Origin of the sequence: Psychrobacter nivimaris (assembly GCF_009812035.1) — a bacterium.
Taxonomy (GTDB): domain Bacteria; phylum Pseudomonadota; class Gammaproteobacteria; order Pseudomonadales; family Moraxellaceae; genus Psychrobacter; species Psychrobacter nivimaris.
Genome location: NZ_VZIZ01000038.1, coordinates 1 through 20808 on the forward strand (window position 1 = coordinate 1; position 20808 = coordinate 20808).

The following is a 20808-nucleotide window of genomic DNA, read 5'->3' on the forward strand; positions in this document are numbered from 1 at the left end:
ATCTAAATTGTTTTATGATATTCATCCAAAACATAACTCTTTTGTAGTGCAGTGACTATATTGTGTAGGATTTAAAGTGTTCATGTAACCATTACCGCAAGCAGGATCGAAAATTTTGATATTAACTATGCGATCATGAAGTTTACGTAAACGGCTAGATTTTTGCTTAAGATCAATATTCTCTACAATATTCTCTAGCTCTGCATACAAACCATCCAAGAACAGTGGTTCAATGACCTTCATGATATTGATGACTGATGTATAGTGCATCCCCATACCGCCACGCTGATCGGGATGTACGACGGCTTGAATCATCGAACCAAAGATATCAGGATTAATACCTGACCAATCTAACTCACTGCCGCACTCAATGAGCATTCTGCGAGACTTGGTAGAAAACTTTGGTGAATCAATAGTATCAGCAAATAACCCACCATTAACGTATTCAAATTTGGCCAAATAATCTGGTAAATCGTGACGATTCTCTTTGCTAGTATTTAAAACCTCAAATAAACGGTTGAGGTAACTGTCTACATCAGAGCCATCTGCTTTGGTATGAGACTCAAGCTCAGCACTGAATTGGTTATCCTTAAATATGCCTGTATCTTCTGCAAAGAAACAAAAAAGTAAGCGAGTTAGAAATACGTTCAGACTATGAAGTGCGGCAGTATCATTCTTATTTTCTTCACTGAAATTATCTGCTTTAATCAAATCAAACAGCTTGGCCATCTTCTCAGCTGCTTTTACATCAGCTGGATTATCACCTTGATATACTGCTTTTTCCATACCTGCCCAAGGTAAGAAGAAGTCAAAATGCTTACCAAGCTCGCTAAACTCAATATCAAGTGTGTCATGAGTACGTGTATCCACAGCTACAAACTGATTAAAATCAGTTGCTATAATAAAGCGTATCTTCTCTCGTATAACTGAAGGCTCTTTCTTCATGTCATCGATGTCTGAGAACACTTTATTGCTATCACTGTGCTTAAAATAGATATGCCGCTTGGCTCTGACTTCCCCTGCGACCTTAGCTAAGTTACGCTCCCCTGACTTGATACGGCTTACTGTCGTCCTTCTATGCCCATAAGCTGCCATTAACTCGTATATGAATTGATCCTTGTCAACTGCACTACTAATGACATCTGAAGCTAACTTCTTAACGGTTTCTTCTATTTGGGTTACGTTCACTTTATTTCCTTTGTAATAGCTTCAAAGCTATTTTGGTAATCTGTTTTTTTAATACGTTATTAACGAATTAGACATTAAGCTTATAAGAATTTTAGTAGATTTATGTTTGTCAGTTAGTTCTGAAAAGCTATTATAGCTATACCTCAAAATACTATCTAACTTTTGTTAGATTAATACTATACTACAATGCTTAAATTATGAACTTAGAGTGAGAAAATGTCTGATCTTAGTGGAAGTGAACGTCGCAAACTGGAAAAGCTACTTGGTATGGGAAGTGGATATGTTCTGAATTTTTCAGACCGTACCTTTGGTGATTTTTTTGATGAATATAGAGTTGAGATAGATAATGAGCAGTACAAGACAGGAGGTACATCAAAAGCGAACCGGATGCGCACTTTCTGGACAGTGGCTAATAATCATGTTTTAGGACGCGTCATTGAAGGATTGATCGAATATGCTAATGAAGAGCAGTGCTTTGGTGATAGTAATCCTTCATTAGTCACCAACTGCCAAAATATCGCGAAGCGACTGCTTAGCGATCAACCTGTGGCTGAGTTAGATGCTTTAACTGCTATTTCGGATGATTATGATTTTGAAATAGTAGCTAACCACGTCCGTGAGGCCATAGATAAAAATCAGCCTGAGGCAGCATTGGATCGTTTACATACTTTTGTAAACAAACTTGTGCGTATTACTTGTGAGCGCTATAACATTGAGATTACCGTTGATAAGCCGCTAAATAGTGTTTTTGGCGAGTACGTAAAGAAACTGCGTGAAGATGGGCATCTTGAGTCAGCTATGACTGATCGCATATTAAGAACTAGTATTTCTGTGTTGGAAGCATTCAACGACGTACGTAATAATAAAAGTCTTGCCCACGATAATCCAATATTAAACTATGAGGAAAGCTTACTTATTTTTAACCATGTAGCAGCTTCGATACGTTTTATAAAAAAGCTAGAGGCTAGCATAAAAACTAAATCAGCGACTGCTCTTGATAAAACAAAAGATACCAAAAATGATGATTTTATTCCATTTTAATTTCATATAGATTATCGAGGATAAATATTCAGTTAGTACGTAATTTAAATAAAAATCTTAGGAGTTCAAATGTACTTTTATGTTGATGAAAGCGGTCATACTGGCCTTAACCTGTTTGATACTACCCAGCCTAGACTTTACTATGGCGTTTTAAGCTCTCCACTAGACCTTGATATAGTGGCTGAGCCTGCCTTAAAAATCTTACGGGCAATGTTAAATGTAGATAGAATTCATGCATCTCAATTAGGGAATGGTGAGTTAGTGAAAATAGCTCCCTTTCTGAGACAGTTAGCAATAGATCTTGACATAAGATTTGATCTCCACACAGTCTACAAACCAGACCATGCCATTATTCAGTTTTTTGACCAAGCTTTTGACCAGGGCGTAAATCCCACCGTACCTTGGACAAGTTACTGGACACCTCTTCGTTATCCCCTACTATTGAAACTATCTGAATTATTTGACGAGAATATGGCTAAAGAAGCTTGGGAAGCGCGCATAGAGACTAACGATCAAGAAGCTGAGAAGAAGTTAATAAACGTCTGCTCATCCGTGATAAACAATTTAGGTATGATGACAGATGCAAGAGCGAAAGAGCTCATAAGTGATGCAATGAATTGGGTTATAAAAAACCCTTCAGAAATATGCTACAACATATCTTCAAAGGAACAGTCTCTTCAAATATCACCTAATCTAGTCGGTTTTCAGTCAGTAATCCTTGAAATTCATCAAAAGTTAAAATCAACCTCAACTGAAGCAAAGGCGATAATCGTAGATCGGCAGTCAGAATTTAATCGAGCTCAAGAGTATATTCATAACTTTTATCAGAAACAGAACGATGTACATGCTTTAGGTGTACTAGGTATGCCAGAAATGGACTTAAGAGATTTTCCTAAAGTTCCAGTTATTTGTACTCCAGGAGATGAAAGTGCAGGCCTAGAACTGGTTGATGTTTACCTATGGATTATGAAGCGAATTATTGAAGATAAAAGTATTGCTTCTGAATTAGAGCAGTTATGCGAAGATCAAACAAATAAAGGAGAGCTCTCAATAAGTGATGTATCCTTAAATATAATTGACAAACGTTGGTCGGAATTTTTTGAACAAAATATGCCTGATATTAGCAGTTTTACTGCTGAAGAGTTAGAGAGAAAAGAGGCTTTCTATGAGCAAGATGAAGCTCGTAGAAAATCGCATTTAGAGAAATAGCACCTCTAAATAACCGTTTATCATTAGCCATTTGAAGGCCTATAGGAAATTAGACCTCTTACATAAAGCTTGGGAAAGAGTCAGACATTATTGTTCGCTGGGGTTCAAATTAGATCTTGTATCTCAATCTCCAGCGCATCGCATATCTCATAAGCCTTTTTCAACGTAATATTTTTCTCACCGCGCTCTATATTTCCCATATAACTTCGATCGATACCTGCCATCTCCGCCAATCTTTCTTGGGATATTCCTTTGCCTTTTCGTACCTCACGGACACGCTTTCCAAAGGCAATCATGCGATCATCTGTTGTCATTTCATTAACCACTGCTAAAGATAGCAATACTCACAGCGGTAAGCTACAATATCCACGGGATATAGTCGGTATTAGGAGGTAAGCGTGAAAACTAAACTAGAGTATCAGTCAGATATAACAGAAATTAATAAGCTTATCTGTGAGAGGTACTGGTTAAGAGAAGGCGATAAACGAAGTGGTTTTATATATACCTGTAAAGAGATAGGTCAAGAGTTTAATATTAAGCATCAGGATATACCTAGTATCGTTAAAATAAATGCCCATCTTGTCGTACTAGACTGTCAATGCATAGACTGCGGTAAAACTAAGATTTGCTATACGCGTTCACAGCTAACTCGATTGGATACTATTAGATGGCGGTGTGATGATTGTTGGGAAGCGCTTCAAAAAAGAAGGGATCAAGAGTACTTAGAGTATCGTCTTGAACAAAAGTATTTAGAAGAAGAACGAAGACACGCAGTTCTCAAATATGTTAATGATTACAGAGGCACTCAATTAGCTGAGGTCCCCTCGGTAACTGAGCTTAATGAAATAGATAGGCTTTTACTTGCTGCAACTGTAAAGAGCTTAGGGGCAGATAATTTAAGGAATACAGTCTCTCTACGTGACAATTTATCATTACCTTTATCACCGTTCTCTAAATTAGATGAAGAGATACTATATCATCTCTTTAACCGGAATTTACTTATACTAGCTCCTGAACATAGCTACAAATACGTAACTATCAACGAAGAAAAAGAGCTAGAGATAGATTTCTATCAAGCGATCTTTGAGTTTGCTTATAGTATTGAGAATCTTACTGAAATATTGATAAACGCTAAATCTAAAAAAAATACCAGTGCTCTAGTAGCGGATAGTCAATTTAAGAGCTGGTGTGAAAAGCTACAGCTAGGAGAGTGTTTAAGCTACCTGATTACTAGGTCAAGACTGAACTATCTAGCACCGCCTATCGGTGACAAGCTAATTAGCATTCTCAGAGCATGTTTAGCTGAATGCTCTGTATCGACCATGCATTATGTAATTTGGAAGTCTGTTGAAAATGCTGCTGCATACGTGCAAAAACCAGGTATTACTCGAAGACATGCTTCAAACTCTATTTCAGGTAACATCGAACGCGTTTTCAGTAAGATATCTAGTGGAAGTTGGCATACCAATAAATCTTTTCGTGACGCCAGTCATCCTCAGTCTGCTATGGCTAAGGTATTTTTTGATTATGTATTTGGAATAGATGATGGTGGTTTTTACCACACTCTTGATGAGCTATTCAGTCCATATAGGTCTCAGAAAGATTTAGAGCAAATAAGTTACGCAACTCTAGGAGGTGTGCAAAATACTGATTATTCAATTACAGTCAGTTATTTGAAACTGACTTAAGGTATTCTAGAGTTAATAACATTAATATTAGAAGCTTTTCTAGGATGATACTTTATTACTCTAAAAAGAAGAATTTTTATTAAAAGCACTTTTCTAGGATGACACTTTATTATTTTCTGTATAAAATGTTGTATAATAAAATCAATAGTTTACGAGTATGTTAGGATGATACTTTATTACTCGCTGACATATTTACCCCTGCTATTGTGAACTCAGTAGCAGGGGTTTTTTACGATTTTAAAACGACCTACTAGCAATTTAAAAAAGTAGTAATAATTGCCTGAGCAAAAATTAAATAAAGATACTTAGATCCAGCTCCAAATAATCCGCATATTTTAAAAATTGGTGAAAAGCAGAATTTCGATACAAAAAAAATAGTGACACTCTATCTATTCACTAGAGTATCACTATTATTGTGCTTATTTGGTGGCTACATTTAGTTGCCTGTAACGACGTTTAGTCTCTTTCTAGCACCACTCTATAGCGAGCATTACCACTCTCTAGTCGCTCAAATGCTTCATTAATCTCAGACATTTTATACGTTTCAGTGACTGGCTGAATATTATGTCGCGCAGCAAAATCTAACATTTTACGCAGCGTCGCTGGTGAGCCAACTGGCGAGCCTGATAGACTGTTTTGAGCCATAATCATTGGTGCAGCCGATATCTCTAGTGGTGCTTCTAGCAGTCCAACAAAATGTAGCTTACCTTTTGGTCTTAGCGTCTTGATCACGACATCCCAGTTCATATCAACGTTCACTGTTGAGATGATTAAATCAAAAGAACCTGCGGCTTTTTCAATTTCGCTATCGTCTCTTGAGTTTAGTGAATGGTGAGCGCCCATCTCTTTTGCTTCTTCCATTTTTGATTCACTGGTAAATGCCGTCACTTCACAGCCCCACGCATTGGCAAACTGCAATGCCAAATGACCCAAGCCGCCAATACCAATTGCAGCCACTCTAGAAGTTGGTTTGATGTCGTACTGCATAAGTGGGTTAAACACTGTGATACCGCCACATAGCAGTGGTCCTACCGCGTTAAAATCAAGCCCTTCAGGTATCTTGATGACGCTAGTATCTTTTGCGCGTACTTTATCTGCAAAGCCGCCATGATTACCAATGATCGTACCTTCTTGCTCAGGGCATAGGTTGTGGTCTCCATCGATGCATAGATCACAGACGTTACAGTATCCTTTATGCCAACCAAGTCCGACTTTGTCGCCCAACTCTAAATGCTTGACGTGCTTGCCTTTATTGAGGACTTTACCTGCAACCTCATGCCCACCGACAAACGGATATTAAGTCATACCCCATTCGTTTTGCCACATCGATAAATCACTATGGCAGATACCGCAGCTATGTACTTCGATTTCTACTTCGTGATCGCCTAGAGCACCTGGGTCATATTCATAAGGCTCAAATTTGCCACCTTTCTCTTTTGCTGCATATGCGTTAATCATAATTATTCCTTATTTTCTAGTTTTTTAAAGATTAGTTTATAGCGATTGGTTTATCGTTCTAGAAGCTATTAATATGTTAGTAAAATTAAAATAGCGCTATAAGATATAAACAATTTCTTCAATAAATTTGATTGGACAGACTATAGCAAAGACTGACCCACTTAATCCATTCAACTTACCAGTTTTAGACTAACGTCATACAAAGAGTCATACTTAGTAGGCAGTCACTCATCAAAAATACTGCTTGTTATCAGCAACATTGTTTTGTTACTTATATTGCTTTGTTACTTGTACAGTGCACGCCTTCCTCGATAACCTGTCAGTTTTGGCGTCTTTATTACTTGCAGCAAGAGACAGATTATCATGAGTGACATTCCTAGCCAGCCGATAGGAGAGAATGTTTCACCGATTATAATGATAGCCAATATAGTGGCCACAATAGGTTCTAATAACGTGATAAGCGTCGCTTTGCTCGCCTCAATCACTCTCAACGCTTGACCAAAAAGTAAATAACCAAAGAACATCGGCGCAATTGCCAAATATAGGGCAACGCTTATATGTTTTGCATCTAAAAACAGGTTTTCCCCTGTTAATAATAATGATGGCAACAATAAGATCGCCGACAGACCAAACATGCTTGCCATCGCTGATTTCGAGTTTACCCCGTTCTCTATCATCTGACGTGCTGTCCATGAGTATGTGGCATAGGTCAATCCTGCAACTAACCCTAACAACACGCCTAGTATTCGATTATTTGCTTGTGCGTTTATATCCAAATATTGGGTTTTTCCCAAGGTTAGCAAAATGACGCCAACCACACCAAATATAAAACTTACCACCCATCGACTAGTGACTCTTTTATTGCTAATCAGACGCTCCATGATAAAAGTGAAAAATGGTGCACTGGCAATTGAGATCACTGTACCAATAGCGACACCAGCCAATCTCATAGAGGAATAAAAAGCCAAAGGATAGATAGCAACGCATAGGCTACCGATAAATAAGAGACTGGGTTTAGAAAGTAGTTTCTGTCTATCGCTTAATAAATTATTCTTAGCATTCAATACTAGCAATACACCACCCACCCCCATGGAAAATGCACCAACGGCTAATGGACTAACGTCAGGTATAAAAGCAGAGGCTGTACCTGTCGTTCCCCAAAGGACACTGGCAGCTATCACACATAAAATAGCACTTAGACTAGATTTATTCTGCAGCATAGTAGCTACCTCTAACGTTATAATGAATAACATTATTATAGAGGGTTATAGACTACTATTTGTGCAGATTAGACGGTTTGCATGTCTGGTTAGACGTGTTTTAATTTGGAAGGAGCAATACCGAAATATTTAGAAAATCGGCGGCTAAAAGCACTAACATCCGTATAACCAACCAGTTCGGCTATGATAGCGATAGGTGAATCAGTATGTAGTAACAAAGCTTGCGCCTTTTGCATTCTGATCCTTGTGATGTATTCAGTGACGGTTTGGTTTGTTTGCGATTTGAAGTTCTTTTTAAACTGTGTAGCACTGAGACAAGAGATATCCGCCAACACTTCGATAGAAAGGCTCTTAGCAAAATTGTGGTGAATATATGCGACGACTTCTCTAATTCGAGCGTCATATTGCACAAATAGATTTTGTTGTTCTAGGAGCTTATAAAAGGTATCAAACATCAGTCTCTCGACTTCAGGATTGATTTGATATCTTAACTGACTTTCTGAAAACTCCAAAAATGCCAACAATGGCGCACTTATAGAAAAGACAATTTGTGATGAATGAAGCACATTTTCTGGCAACAGATCAGTATCCACAACGATAAACTTTGCATTCTCTTCAGCGCTAAAGTAGTGTTTTTCATTTGCCTTAACCACAACACATTCGCTTGGGATAACTTTTCCAGTATAGCTCCCAACTTCGATATTGATTGCCCCTCGCAAAGGCAAAACAATCTGATGAAAGTCATGAGAATGTCCTCTAGTTTGGCGAGTATATGACCTAATTGAGAGCGTGTTAATCATACATCGTTTTCCAGATTGCTATTATTGTGTCGTGTCTTGGCTCATTAGTTGGTTAGCTATTTAGCTCTCTATGAGAAGTGACTATTAGAGGTCACTAGGTTTCCCATGTGGAGCCAGCCATTTAGCAAACCATCCAGACAGATCATCCATCAAAGTATAGACGACAGGAATAACAACCAAGCTCAATAGCGTAGAGGTTACTAGACCACCCAATACCGCTGCTGCCATCGGTCGTCTAAAGGTAGGATCTGCATCGCCCCAACCAAATACTAATGGCAGCATACCTGCACCCATCGCAATGGTCGTCATGATAATAGGCCGTGCACGCTTGCGGCATGCATCTACAATAGCCTCAAAGCGTGCCAGCCCTCGGCGCTGGGCAATCAACGCGTAATCGACCAATAGAATAGAGTTTTTGGTCGCAATACCCATGAGCATAATAAAACCAATCATCGACGGCATCGATAAGCTACTATTGGTAATAACCAAGCCGACAAACGCCCCACCAATCGACAGAGGTAACGCCATTAAAATGGTAAAAGGCTGCAACAAACGACCAAATAGTAGAATCAGCACACCTAAAATACAAACCACACCGACGGACATCGCAATGATAAAGCCACTGAAAAGGTCTGCCATGTTTTCGGCTTGACCCTGATCGATGATGGTAATCGCAGGCGGCAGTTGCTGCATGGTCGGCACTGCTTTGACCGCTTGTACCAAATCGCCAAGCTCGCCACTCGCAGGTTGTACCGTAATACTAATAGCACGCTCTCGATCCAATCTACTAATCTGCGCAGGCCCAGTGCCAAAGTCTAGCGTAGCAACCTCACCGACGCGTACGCCTTGACCTGCAGGCATAGTACTCGGCACGTACAAACCTTCTAGCTGATTAACATTTTGCTTAGCTACATCTGGTAGACGTACGACGATTGGTACTTGGCGCGTATCAAGATTGAGCTTGGACAATTGCTGCTCGTAGTCGCCTACGGTCGCCACACGTAGAGTCGTAGCGATATCTTGCGTGGTCACCCCTTTATCAGCCATTGCCAATCTATCTGGCGTTACTGTTAGCTCTTGGCGTGGCAAACTGCGATCACTGGTCACAGCGCCTGCGCTTGGCAGACCTCGAATCTCAGACATTATTTTTTGTGCAGTTTGTTCAAGCAGTTGCGGATTGGTACTGGTTAATGAAAAGTTATAGCCACTTTCACCACCACTCGATAGCCCAACTGTAAACCGTGCTCCTGGCACTTCTGTCATTAGCTTACTAATTTTGCGCTCTATCTCTTGCTTGGTGCCTCGTTCTGCACGCGGTGCAAGCACAATATCCAAACCGGCAATGTTTTCAGCCTTACCGCCGCCACCATCTGACGCACCCATCGACGCCTGCGCCTCTCCCACTGAAGTAAAAATATTAGTCACCTCAGGCATAGCCAAAATACGATCACTTGCTAGCGCCGCCACGCGCTCAGTATCTTCCAAAGAGACGTCAGGTGTCAGCTCAATAGCCACTCGAGTTTGATCGATATCATTATCAGGGATAAATGACGTAGGTAGCAGCTTAACCAAAGCTAGCGATGCCACAAATAAAACAAGCGTTGCACCCATGGTTATCCAGCGATGATGTAGGGTCCAAGACACAATCTTAAGATAGTACTTCATCATCGCGCTTTGTTTTTCGACGTGCTTTTTCTCAGGTCGCAAGATATAAGCTGCCATCATAGGGGTAATCAGGCGCGCCACCATCAGCGAGGCAAAAATTGATAAGGCAGCCGTCCAACCAAACTGACGGAAAAACTGTCCAACGATACCGCCCATAAAGGCCGTTGGTAAAAACACCGCAATCAAAGTAAACGTAGTAGCGACAACGGCCAGACCGATTTCATCAGCGGCTTCCATCGCCGCTTCATAAGGCGTCTTACCCATACGTAGATGACGTATGATGTTTTCGACCTCAACGATTGCATCATCGACCAGCACCCCAATGACCAATGATAATGCCAGTAGTGAGATGATATTAAGACTAAAGCCAAACAGATACATACCTAAAAAGGTTGGAATCACTGATAATGGCAAAGCAACCGCAGCAACAATAGTCGCGCGAATATTGCGCAAAAACAGGAAGACTACCACTACAGCCAACAGACCACCCTCGATGAGCATTCTTAATGAGGCTTCATAATCTTCTGCAATGGGTGTCGCTCGGTCATAGACTTTTTCAATACTGATATTACCGACATCCGCTGTCAGCTTGGCAAGCTCCTCATCAACCAGCTCCATCACATCGACTTCACTGGCACCGCGCGAGCGAGTGATGTTAAATGCCACCACGGTTTGACCGTCCAGCTTAGCAATCGAGCTTGGATCTGCTGCGCCGTCAGTGATTTCTGCCATACGACCTAAAGCTTGTGTGCCCCCCGTAGGAACAGCCACTTGCAAATCGTTTAACTCATTTGCGCGCTCAACGGCACCGAGAACACGGATGGTCTGAGTAGTATTACCAACTTCCGCTTCCCCACCAGAGCTGTCTTGCTGGATACCAGCGATTTGCTGCGATAATTGCGAAATAGAAAACTTTAGACCACTTAACGCAATTGGGTCGGCAGCAACTGTAATTTCACGCTGTAGCCCGCCAACACGGCTCACGGTACTAACGCCTGGTATGTCAGATAGTCGTTTGGTAACAGTATCATCGACAAACCACGATAAATCCTCCACGCTCATATTTTCAGCAGCGACAGAGTACGTAACGACTGGAAACCCAGCAGTAGATACTTTAGTAATAATAGGATCATTAGCCGCAGCTGGTAGATCACCCCGTACTTCGCCGACTGCTGACCGCACATCGTCTACCGCTTCTTGAATGTCTTTTTCTAAGGTAAATTCAGTGGCAATGGTTGCCGCACCCGTCTGTAGCGTGGTGCGAATATGACTCACGCCTTCGATACTGGTCAGTTTATTTTCAATCTTTTTGGCGATATCGTTTTCGAGTTGCGACGGCGCAGCACCCGGTAGCGTGACCGTGACTACCACCGCTGGCAAATCTATGTCCGGAAACTGCTGGACTTTCATTTTCATGAAACCGTAAATGCCGCCCAGCGTCAGCAGCACAAACAGCAAGATAGCAACGAGCGGGTTCTTTATCGAATAAGCGGAGACGTTTAAGCTCATGGCTGTGCCTGCGCTGGCTTACTGGTTTGAGCCACACCATCAACAACGCGCACTAGGTCACCATCATTTAAGAAGCTACCACCCTGTTTTACGATACGACTGTCACTTGGCAAAGGCTCTAGCATTGCTACGCTCTCGCCCAATCGCTCACCCAATGTCACTCGCTGCTGCTTGATACGTCCCATCGACCGATCGTCTCGAGTAGTCGATTCGGTAACGAGCATCACATAATCATAACCATCATTGCTGACCACGGCGCTATTAGGAATCGTTTGCGTACTGGTACTTCCTAATAGGAATTCGCCTGTTTGATACATGCCTGCACGTATCTTTGAGTTGGCAGCTAGGCTGGCATAAATCGTAATTTGGCGGTTGTTGTCTGCGGTAGGTGCGATGCGGTTTACCTGCCCCATCACTGTATCACCACCGGGTAGGCTGACTTGTACAGGCGTACCGACATTTATATCACCGACAAGCTTAGGATCTATATCTGCTCGCCATTCCAAAACGCCGCCTTTGATAATCGTAAATAATGGATCTCCACCTGCCAACCTGCCACCTGCCACCTGCCCAACTTCTACCATTTTTTCACTGATAATACCGCTGACAGGAGCGACGACTTTTGCGTTCTCTAATGTTAAACGCTGATTGCTCAAACGAGCTTTGGATGCTTGCAAAGAAGCTTTGGCACGGACTTCCGAGGTACGGTAGCGATCGGCTTCTTGTTTGCTGATGGCATCGATATCGATCAATGGCAACACACGTGCAGCGTCAGCACTAGCATTGGCAAGGGTAGCTTCCGCTTCTGCGACATCTGCTTGCGCCTGTAGCACTTGCTGCTCCATAGCATCGGTGTCGAACACGGCTAAAACTTGACCTGCTCTGACGCGGTCGCCTTCTTCGACCAAGATACGCTCAATAGCCACACCATTGACTTTTGCACTGACGTTCGCAGTGTCCTTAGCATTGATGGTTCCATCGGCACTGAGCGTGCTGCCGATATCATCTTGGCTTGGACTGACCGTCTCTACTGAGAGTACTGATTGCTCAATACTGGCATCGCTACCAGTTACCTGATCGTTTGCGACAGAATTAGAAGCTGCTGACTCATCTGTAGCTGAATTACTATCATTGCCCCAATACTTGCCAAGCAGCACCCCAACCACTAGCACGGCTGCCAACACGGGCCATAACCATATTGGTGGTTTCGCAGATGGCCTTTGAGATAAAGTGTCAGTTTGACGATACGGCGGCAGCTCAGATTCAGCTGACGGCTTAGAATGGGTTTCTTCAAAATCGCTCATGATAACTCTCTGTAGGTACAGTCAATATTGAAATACTCGATATAGAATGACTAAAAATATCAATCAGTCACAGCAATAATAAAAAGTGGCACGCAATCGAAGCAATTTTTGGATAGCCTGATATAGGGCTATGAGCGTTACTTACAGAGAGTATTACGATGTTCTCTAAAGCACTGTTTATTATTATAATAGTCCATCAAATTATCGAGAATAGCATATATTTAGTCATCACCTTATTTTTATATATAGCGTCTAGCGTTCATAATTTTAATTGAAACTTAGACCGAATATATATGCAGTATTAAAGGTATATCTACCAATTTAAAGAAATCAGAGCGCGTATAGCCAGCTGTTGAATCTCTGATGTATTCAACGACTGACTATGGATTGAGTATCGTCTATAAATAATTTTAACGTTGTGGCCATACTATTTGATTATATCCAGAGCTAGGTTCAATGACATACTGAACCCACTTACCGATACCAATACTAAGCACTGATTACTAGACACTGGATACTAAGCACTAAGCATTGGTATAGCGACTTGCTTCAGGCATCCAGCGATGAATCAGTTGACTGACATCTGTTTTTCGCGCAGGGTCTGCTATCAAATGCTTCGCTAACCGTTGAGCAATGGCAAATAATTGCTCATCACGGATCAGATCAGCCAAATAGTAGCCAACGTTACCTGTTTGACGTTTGCCTAACAGCTCTCCTGGCCCACGTAGCTCTAAGTCTTTTTGAGCAATGACGAAGCCATCGGTACTATCGCGTAGGACATTTAGTCGCTCAGTACCTGTCTCCGATAGTGGCTTTTGATATAACAGTACACAGAAGCTTTTGGTCGAGCCACGTCCGACTCGCCCGCGCAGCTGATGCAATTGTGATAGCCCCAAACGCTCTGCATTTTCGATAACCATGAGCGACGCATTGGGCACATCGACTCCCACCTCGATGACAGTTGTCGCAATCAACAAGTCTAAATTACCTGCTTTGAACTCTTGCATGATGGCTTGCTTATCGGCAGATTTCATCTTGCCATGCACCAGTCCAATACGAATATCTAGACGTTCATTTAAGTCCTCATAAGTGGCTTCGGCTGCCTGCGCATCCAAGACACTAGACGCCTCTACCAGTGAGCATACCCAGTACGCTTGCCTGCCCGCTTCGCAATTAATCGCGATACGTTCTATGACTTCATCGCGTCGATTGCGATCGATAGTTACCGTCGTAATTGGGGTACGCCCCGGTGGCAACTCATCAATGATTGAGGTATCCATATCGCCATAGACACTCATCGCTAAGGTTCTTGGAATCGGTGTCGCGGTCATGATTAGCTGGTGCGGGGTACTATTAGCCACGCCTTTATTAGTCAATGCCATACGCTGCTCAACACCGAATCGATGCTGCTCATCAATGATAACCAAGCCTAACTTAGCGAACTGAACTTGCTCCTGAAACAGTGCATGAGTACCGACCACCACTTGTACGGTATTTTCCGCGACTGCTTCCAACGCTTCGCGGCGCTGTTTGGCCGTTTGCTTACCGGCAAGCCAACCGACACCAATACCTAATGGCTCAAACCATTGCTTAAAATTCAGTAGATGCTGCTCTGCTAAAATCTCAGTCGGTGCCATTACCGCGACCTGCCAGCCACTATCGAGCGCATAACCCGCTGCTCCTGCTGCAACCAATGTCTTGCCAGCACCCACATCACCCTGTACCAGTCGTAGCATCGGAATTGAGGTTGCCATATCCGCAGTGATGTCTTTCATCACTCTTTTTTGCGCACCCGTTAAATCAAAAGGCAATGCAGAAAACAGCTTGTCAGCAAGAGGACTATTGGTAGTGCATTTAGGCGCTTTATGCTGATGTAGCTGCTGGCGACGATATAGCAAACTGAGCTGATGCGCAGTCAACTCTTCAATAATCAAGCGCTGACAAGCAGCATGCGTACGGGCACTGAGTTGAGTGAATAGTTTGTATTGCTGAGACGCGCTGGTATAAGTAGGCGGCGTATGCAGCAGCACCAATGCTTCAAATATCGTTAAATTATAGACATTGTGCTGAGCAATACTGGCAGCGACGTTATGTATGTCATTATCTGCCTGATAGTTAGAAGGATTGGGTTTGTATACGCTATTGCCAAGAGCATTATCAGGCACACTGCGTGCTAACGTCGAAAAAATATCTTCGGTATATTCGGCCTCTGACACCGCTGATTTGGATGGCTCAAAAGGCACTAATGGCAAATCGGATACAACTGCAAAATCTTCAGCCGTAAACAATGTCATCGGCAGACCTTGGCTCCGAACCGTTTGCAATGCCAGTTTAATTAAAGTGCGCAGCTTGTTTTGATGTAAACCTTTGACAGTAGGATAAATAGGCTGCAATCCCATATCGGTCATGACGGTATTGTCAGTGATAACTTGATATTCAGGGTGATGTATCTGCTTACCGTAGCGGCTGACTTTGACCTCACCAAATAGCTGTAAGCGCGTTCCCAAATTCATGGTCTGTACCAGACCGCGATAGACCTTAAAAAACCGTAACGATATCGTACCCGTATCATCGTCCACCGTCACAGTCATCCCACTGCGCTTGGTATCGACATGAACGATATGACCAGTAATTAGCGCTGATTGTCCATGCTCTACATCAGCGATTGATACCAGTCGACTACGATCTTCATAATCACGGGGCAAATGTAATAGCAAATCGAATATCCGCTTGATATTCAATTGCGCCAACTGCTCTGCGACTTTTACCCCTACACCTGCTAGCGCAGACACTGGCATATCTAGTGCTGACAACGGTATGTCAGATCTAAAGTGATCTAATGAGTTGGCTGAGGCATGACTCTCCGATATTGGCATTAAAGATCCTAACAATATTATTTTTAATTTTTGTATGCTAAATCGAGCATTTTTAATAGTACGTATAAAAAAGTCCACTCATTTCATTATAGCTGACAATACAATTGCTTATGCTAGGCTATTTAGTAAAATAGCACCTATACAGTCCATCTACTATAGATAAACCGCTTCTCCTCATCATACCAATAACTGATGTCTTATTTTTTGAATTCTGGCAATTTCATAAGGTGTTTTTCTATGCTTGTTTCTATTTTGCCTCGTCAGTTGCTTCATAACTTAATTCGTCATAATCTAAAACTACTGAGGTTGAGCTTAATACCTATTCTCGGTTTGTATATTAGTGCGTGTAGCACGTTGACATCTACTACTCCCAAAACTCCAGAGCCTGTTATTAAAGCCCCTACTGTCGCACTGGTGTTGGGTGGTGGCGGTGCAAAAGGGTTTGCCCATGTGGGCGTCATCAAAGCTCTAGAGGAAAACGGTATCAAACCAACATTGGTGGTCGGTACAAGTGTGGGGAGTTTGATTGGCAGCTTGTACGCCAGTGGTTACACGCCTGCCCAGCTTGAGCAATTGGCATTGACTACTACTGATAGCCAGCTCACAGACTTTACCTTGTCCAATCAAGGATTTATCGAAGGTATTAAGTTAAAAAACTTTATCAATAGCAAAGTGAATGCGCGTGCTATAGAGGATTTCCCTATTGCTTTTGCGGCAATCGCAGCAGAAAAACACACACTGAAGAAAGCGATCTTTACCACTGGTGACGCTGGGCTTGCCGTACAAGCGTCCTGTAGCGTACCCAATATTTTTATTGCCCCGCGCATTCCTGAAAAGGTCGGTAAAAAATATATCGATGGTGGTGTGGTCAGTTTAGTACCAGTAGATAGCGCCTATGACTTAGGTGCTGATATTGTCATTGCTGTAGATGTGACGGGAGCTCAAGGCAGTGGTAGTACTAATAATCAAATACCGACTATGAACTCATTGAGTGACTTTTGGGGCTTTCTCGAAACCAATATTATAGCTACTAACCTGCCTGCTAAGCGCTCCGCGTCAAAACAGAGCGAGCAGAATCGAGCAGATATTGTTATTACTCCCAATGTCGGTCGTAACAGTTCAATAGATACTAGGCAGCGACGCAGTCTAATACAAGCAGGCGCTCAAGCTACAACGCCACAAATCAATGCTATCAAACAACTTATCCAAGAGAAATCTAGTAGCCAATATACCACGCTGTAATTGAGTACTTTTACTTACTTATCAGCAAAATTATCAAACGTCCTAACACACCATAAAAAAGCACCGCAGCTATAAACTGTGGTGCTTTTTTATTGATAGCTTTCAGCACTAAATGGATAGTTTTCAGTGCTAACTACATCAATGCTGGCTAAATTCTAATCCAAAAATTCAGGACTATTTAACGCGCGCGCGATATTTTACAGCGACGGTATCATTTAGACCTACGCCCTCTAGGTCCCAACGTACCGCTTTATAGTACTTAAGCGCGACGTCTTGTAGTTGATTATCTACTTTGGTACGTAGTGGCATACGAGCAAAACTATTGCCATCTACACTGCCATATGGGAATTCAGGAGCAACCGTTTTTAGTAGTTCTACCTGCTCTGGAATACTCATCGTAACGGTCATTTTACGTACGCGATCTGCATTGGTATTGGTAAAGTACCCTTGATATTCCAATACATTGCCTGACTGTAAACGAGTATTGGTATCTACAGGGACGAGCACTTCTTGACCATTGGCATCAACGCTGACCAACGACGCTGTGATTCTACTATTAACGGCCTGAGCACTTGAATTGCTGCTCGCACTTGCCTGCATTGCCATTGAACTATCAACTGCTTGCTCTGGTGTTGGTAGCATCGCTGAGGCTTGTGTGACTACCATTGCACCGATAAGCGTACCGGCAACAACGTGAAATAAGCGGTGGCCGCTCCAAGCACTGAACGGGCTAGCAAACTGGTTACTTTTTTTCATGATTTTCATTATCCCTGGTTGATATATCGGTAAAACACAGATGGTGCAACTTAAGTTATTTTTATAATTTGTTCAACAGATAAAACGCATTACGATGTATATAAGATATCGCTGTGAAATAGTTCGTACAATCTATGAAAAACATGAACTCACTTATCTAACCTGATTATCTTCGCTCAGCATCTGTAAAGCAATAGCGCTTAGCATAACAAAAAGCATTTGTACGTACATTAACCCAGTGTTGAGGTTGTGTATATCAGCGACTGGCAATAAGAAGGCTTGAATACAGCTGAAATAAAAGATAGCTCATAACCGCGTTTTTTGCTATGGTAAATCTTTAGCGTTAGGCATTTTTTTGCTGCGCCCCTTTTCTTATTCTAACGACTACTGCTCCCATTATGACTACTAGCTCCATGCCCCAGATTAACCCTGAATACGTCCATTGGTTCCGTAACTCTGCACCCTACATTAATACCCATCGCGGCAAAACTTTCGTGATCATGTTTGGTGGTGAAGCGGTCAATCATGCGAACTTCAGCACACTTATTCATGATTTTGCCTTGTTGCATAGCTTGGGTATCAAGCTGGTACTGGTACACGGGGCACGACCGCAAATTGAAAAGAACTTAAAAGACGCTAACATTGAATCGCCGCTACATCAAGACATCCGTATTACGCCACGTGCAGCGATGCCATCTATCTTACAAGCCGTTGGTGCTATTCGTTTACAGATTGAAGCTCAGCTATCAATGGGGCTGGCCAACTCTCCGATGTATGGTTCGCGTATCGATGCGATATCGGGTAATTTTGTGACAGCGCGTCCATACGGTATCCGTGAAGGTATTGATTACCAAATGACGGGTGAAGTGCGTTCTATCGATGTGGAAGCCATCAAAAATAACCTGCTTCACGACCATATCGTTGTTTTAGGCTCGATGGGCTACTCTGCGACTGGCGAAGTATTTAACTTATTAGCGGAAGATGTTGCCCTAAGCGCTGCTGTAGCACTGGGGGCTGACAAGCTTATATTCTTAGGTGAAGAAGCAGGTATCAACGACGACGATCGTTTATTACGTGAAATGATTCCAAACGAAGTTGATCGTTTCTTACGTGATCGTGATCTAAATTGTGAAATCAATTATTTCTTGAACTGTGCAAGTTTGGCCTGTCGTCAAGGCGTGCATCGCACGCATATTATCTCGTATGCCAAAAACGGCGCATTACTAGAAGAACTATTCACACGTGATGGTTCTGGTACGCTGATTAGCCATGACCCTTATGAAGAAATTCGCCGTGCTAATATCGATGACGTGGTTGGTCTTATTGAGCTGTTGTCACCTCTAGAAGAGCAAGGCATCTTGGTCAGCCGCTCACGTGAGCGCTTGGAGCAAGAGATTGACAACTATAGTGTGATTGAGCGTGATGGTATGATTTTGGGCTGTGCAGCATTGCATACGCTAGATTCAGAGTCAGCGGAAGTTGCCTGTGTTGCCGTACGTCCTGAGTATCGTAGTGGTAGCCGCGGCGCAGATTTGTTAGCGTTTCTAGAACAGCAAGCGCGTAGCCATGGCTTGTACAAGTTATTTGTTTTGACCACTCGTACTGCCCATTGGTTCGTCGAGCAAGGCTTTGCTGAGGTTGAAGCCAGCGCTTTACCTGAAGCACGTTTAGAGAAATACCATAATGGCCGTAACTCTAAAGTCTTTCAAAAAAATCTATGATTTATCACCAACTTGATATCGGCTTTGTAAGCTCGATATCAATCTGAGGTAAAATATTAGTCGTAAAAAAGCCTTCATAATTATATGAAGGCTTTTTTGTAGGCTAAGTACCTAAACTAATAATTTTGCTTTAGATACTTATTTTACTTTTAATAGCTCAACAGTAAAGATAAGCGTGCTGTTTGGCTCGATACCAGCGTTACCCGCTTCGCCATAAGCGATGTCTGATGGGATATAGAACTCGTATTTTCCGCCTTCTTTCATCAACTGTAGACCTTCAGTCCAGCCAGCGATTACTTGGTTTAGTGGAAACTCGATTGGCTCACCACGCTCATAAGAGCTGTCAAATACCGTACCATCAAGCAATTTACCTTCGTAGTTTACTTCAACCACGTCAGTTGCTTTTGGTGATTTACCAGTACCTGCTTTGATAACTTTATACTGTAAACCAGACTCTGTTTGCTTAACGCCTTCTTTTTTGGCGTTTTCTGCTAAGAATGCAGTACCAGCGGCTTTATTTTCTGTCGCTTTGGTTTCCATGTCTTTAACGAATTGCTCTTCTTGCTCTTTTTGATAGTCCATCAATACTTGTTGCATTTGCTCTTGGGTCAATGCTGATTCATTGCCTTCGTAGCCATCACGGAAGCCTTGTTCAAAAGTATTTAGGTCTAGATCTTTGACAGCGTCTTTATTACCTTCTGCCATCATGAAACCTAAGCTATAACCTACTTTTTCACTAGCTGAGCTTTGTTCAGTAATGGAAACGCTTTGAGCGGCTGTTTCTTGATTGCCATTGTTGGTGCTACAGCCTGTTACTAACAACATAGCGCTAGCAAGTGCACTAACGCCTAAAGTAGTGATTTTTTTCATAAAGTACTCTCTAATTGTAAGAATAGTGGCGAGATGTCACATTCCTCTATAATAACAAATCTTAGTTTTGGGAACTACGCTTTGCACGAAATTATCGGGTCAATGTATAGTCTATGTTAATATCTTCTATCATAATAACAAGTTATCACACAAATATAGTAACAGGTAAAGCTTTCTGTCTTTAAATCCATCAATACATCAGCTAAGCTGAATTAGTTGAGGAGATAAGTAACCGAGCGTTAATTTTTATCAAAAATAAGC

At 42.2% G+C, this 20808-nt stretch carries 13 protein-coding genes and 2 pseudogenes; 5 read left to right on the forward strand and 10 right to left on the reverse strand.

The features are described from left to right. Positions 1-87: 87 nt before the first annotated feature. Positions 88-1188 (reverse strand): annotated as a pseudogene (locus FQV37_RS12490) (type IIL restriction-modification enzyme MmeI); the annotation flags it as partial. A 216-nt stretch (positions 1189-1404) separates the two neighbouring features. Between FQV37_RS12490 and FQV37_RS12495 the strand changes: the two are divergent. Beyond that, entirely contained in the window at positions 1405-2229 is an 825-nt protein-coding gene (locus FQV37_RS12495; RefSeq protein ID WP_160023426.1) for an abortive infection family protein, read from the forward strand. A gap of 69 nt (positions 2230-2298) precedes the next feature. After that, complete coding sequence (locus FQV37_RS12500; RefSeq protein ID WP_160023428.1) at positions 2299-3438, forward strand: DUF3800 domain-containing protein; 1140 nt, start codon at positions 2299-2301, stop codon at positions 3436-3438. A 104-nt stretch (positions 3439-3542) separates the two neighbouring features. Here the strand turns inward: FQV37_RS12500 and FQV37_RS12505 are convergent, their stop codons facing one another. After that, on the reverse strand, positions 3543-3752 hold the full coding sequence (locus tag FQV37_RS12505; protein WP_160023430.1) for a helix-turn-helix domain-containing protein: 210 nt from the start codon (positions 3750-3752) through the stop codon (positions 3543-3545). Positions 3753-3836: 84 nt separating this feature from the next. Here FQV37_RS12505 and FQV37_RS12510 point away from each other — a divergent pair, with 84 nt between their 5' ends. After that, on the forward strand, positions 3837-5126 hold the full coding sequence (locus FQV37_RS12510; protein WP_160023432.1) for a hypothetical protein: 1290 nt from the start codon (positions 3837-3839) through the stop codon (positions 5124-5126). A gap of 456 nt (positions 5127-5582) precedes the next feature. Here the strand turns inward: FQV37_RS12510 and ahr are convergent. The 6 genes and pseudogenes from ahr to recG all read right to left on the reverse strand — a co-directional run bounded on the left by ahr (position 5583) and on the right by recG (position 15958). Next, a pseudogene (gene ahr / locus FQV37_RS12515) lies at positions 5583-6584 on the reverse strand (NADPH-dependent aldehyde reductase Ahr). 284 nt (positions 6585-6868) lie between these two features. Further along, positions 6869-7804, reverse strand: coding sequence for a DMT family transporter (locus tag FQV37_RS12520; RefSeq protein ID WP_160023435.1), 936 nt, complete (start codon positions 7802-7804; stop codon positions 6869-6871). 89 nt (positions 7805-7893) lie between these two features. Continuing rightward, the gene (locus FQV37_RS12525; protein ID WP_160023437.1) at positions 7894-8604 is read right to left on the reverse strand and encodes an AraC family transcriptional regulator; all 711 of its coding nucleotides are present in this window, start codon (positions 8602-8604) and stop codon (positions 7894-7896) included. An 84-nt stretch (positions 8605-8688) separates the two neighbouring features. Continuing rightward, positions 8689-11778 carry an efflux RND transporter permease subunit gene (locus FQV37_RS12530; protein ID WP_160023439.1) on the reverse strand — a complete coding sequence of 1030 codons (3090 nt, stop codon included), beginning with the start codon at positions 11776-11778 and terminating at the stop codon, positions 8689-8691. Further along, a complete protein-coding gene (locus tag FQV37_RS12535; protein WP_160023441.1) occupies positions 11775-13082 on the reverse strand; it encodes an efflux RND transporter periplasmic adaptor subunit in 1308 nt (435 codons plus the stop codon). Before FQV37_RS12535 ends, FQV37_RS12530 begins: the two co-directional genes overlap by 4 nt. A 524-nt stretch (positions 13083-13606) precedes the next feature. Then, positions 13607-15958, reverse strand: a complete 2352-nt coding sequence (gene recG, locus FQV37_RS12540; protein WP_160023443.1) for an ATP-dependent DNA helicase RecG — start codon at positions 15956-15958, stop codon at positions 13607-13609. Between the two features lie 237 nt (positions 15959-16195). Between recG and FQV37_RS12545 the strand changes: the two genes are divergently transcribed. After that, positions 16196-17200 carry a patatin-like phospholipase family protein gene (locus FQV37_RS12545; protein ID WP_160023445.1) on the forward strand — a complete coding sequence of 335 codons (1005 nt, stop codon included), beginning with the start codon at positions 16196-16198 and terminating at the stop codon, positions 17198-17200. Between the two features lie 174 nt (positions 17201-17374). Here FQV37_RS12545 and FQV37_RS12550 read toward each other — a convergent pair whose 3' ends face one another. Next, on the reverse strand, positions 17375-17956 hold the full coding sequence (locus FQV37_RS12550) for a hypothetical protein (RefSeq protein ID WP_160023447.1): 582 nt from the start codon (positions 17954-17956) through the stop codon (positions 17375-17377). A gap of 398 nt (positions 17957-18354) precedes the next feature. Here FQV37_RS12550 and argA point away from each other — a divergent pair, with 398 nt between their 5' ends. Next, a complete protein-coding gene (gene argA / locus FQV37_RS12555; protein WP_057762129.1) occupies positions 18355-19677 on the forward strand; it encodes an amino-acid N-acetyltransferase in 1323 nt (440 codons plus the stop codon). Positions 19678-19815: 138 nt separating this feature from the next. Here the strand turns inward: argA and FQV37_RS12560 are convergent, their stop codons facing one another. Continuing rightward, positions 19816-20547: a BamJ family beta-barrel-assembly machinery protein gene (locus FQV37_RS12560; protein WP_160023449.1), complete on the reverse strand. Its 732-nt coding sequence runs from the start codon at positions 20545-20547 to the stop codon at positions 19816-19818. Positions 20548-20808 lie beyond the last annotated feature (261 nt).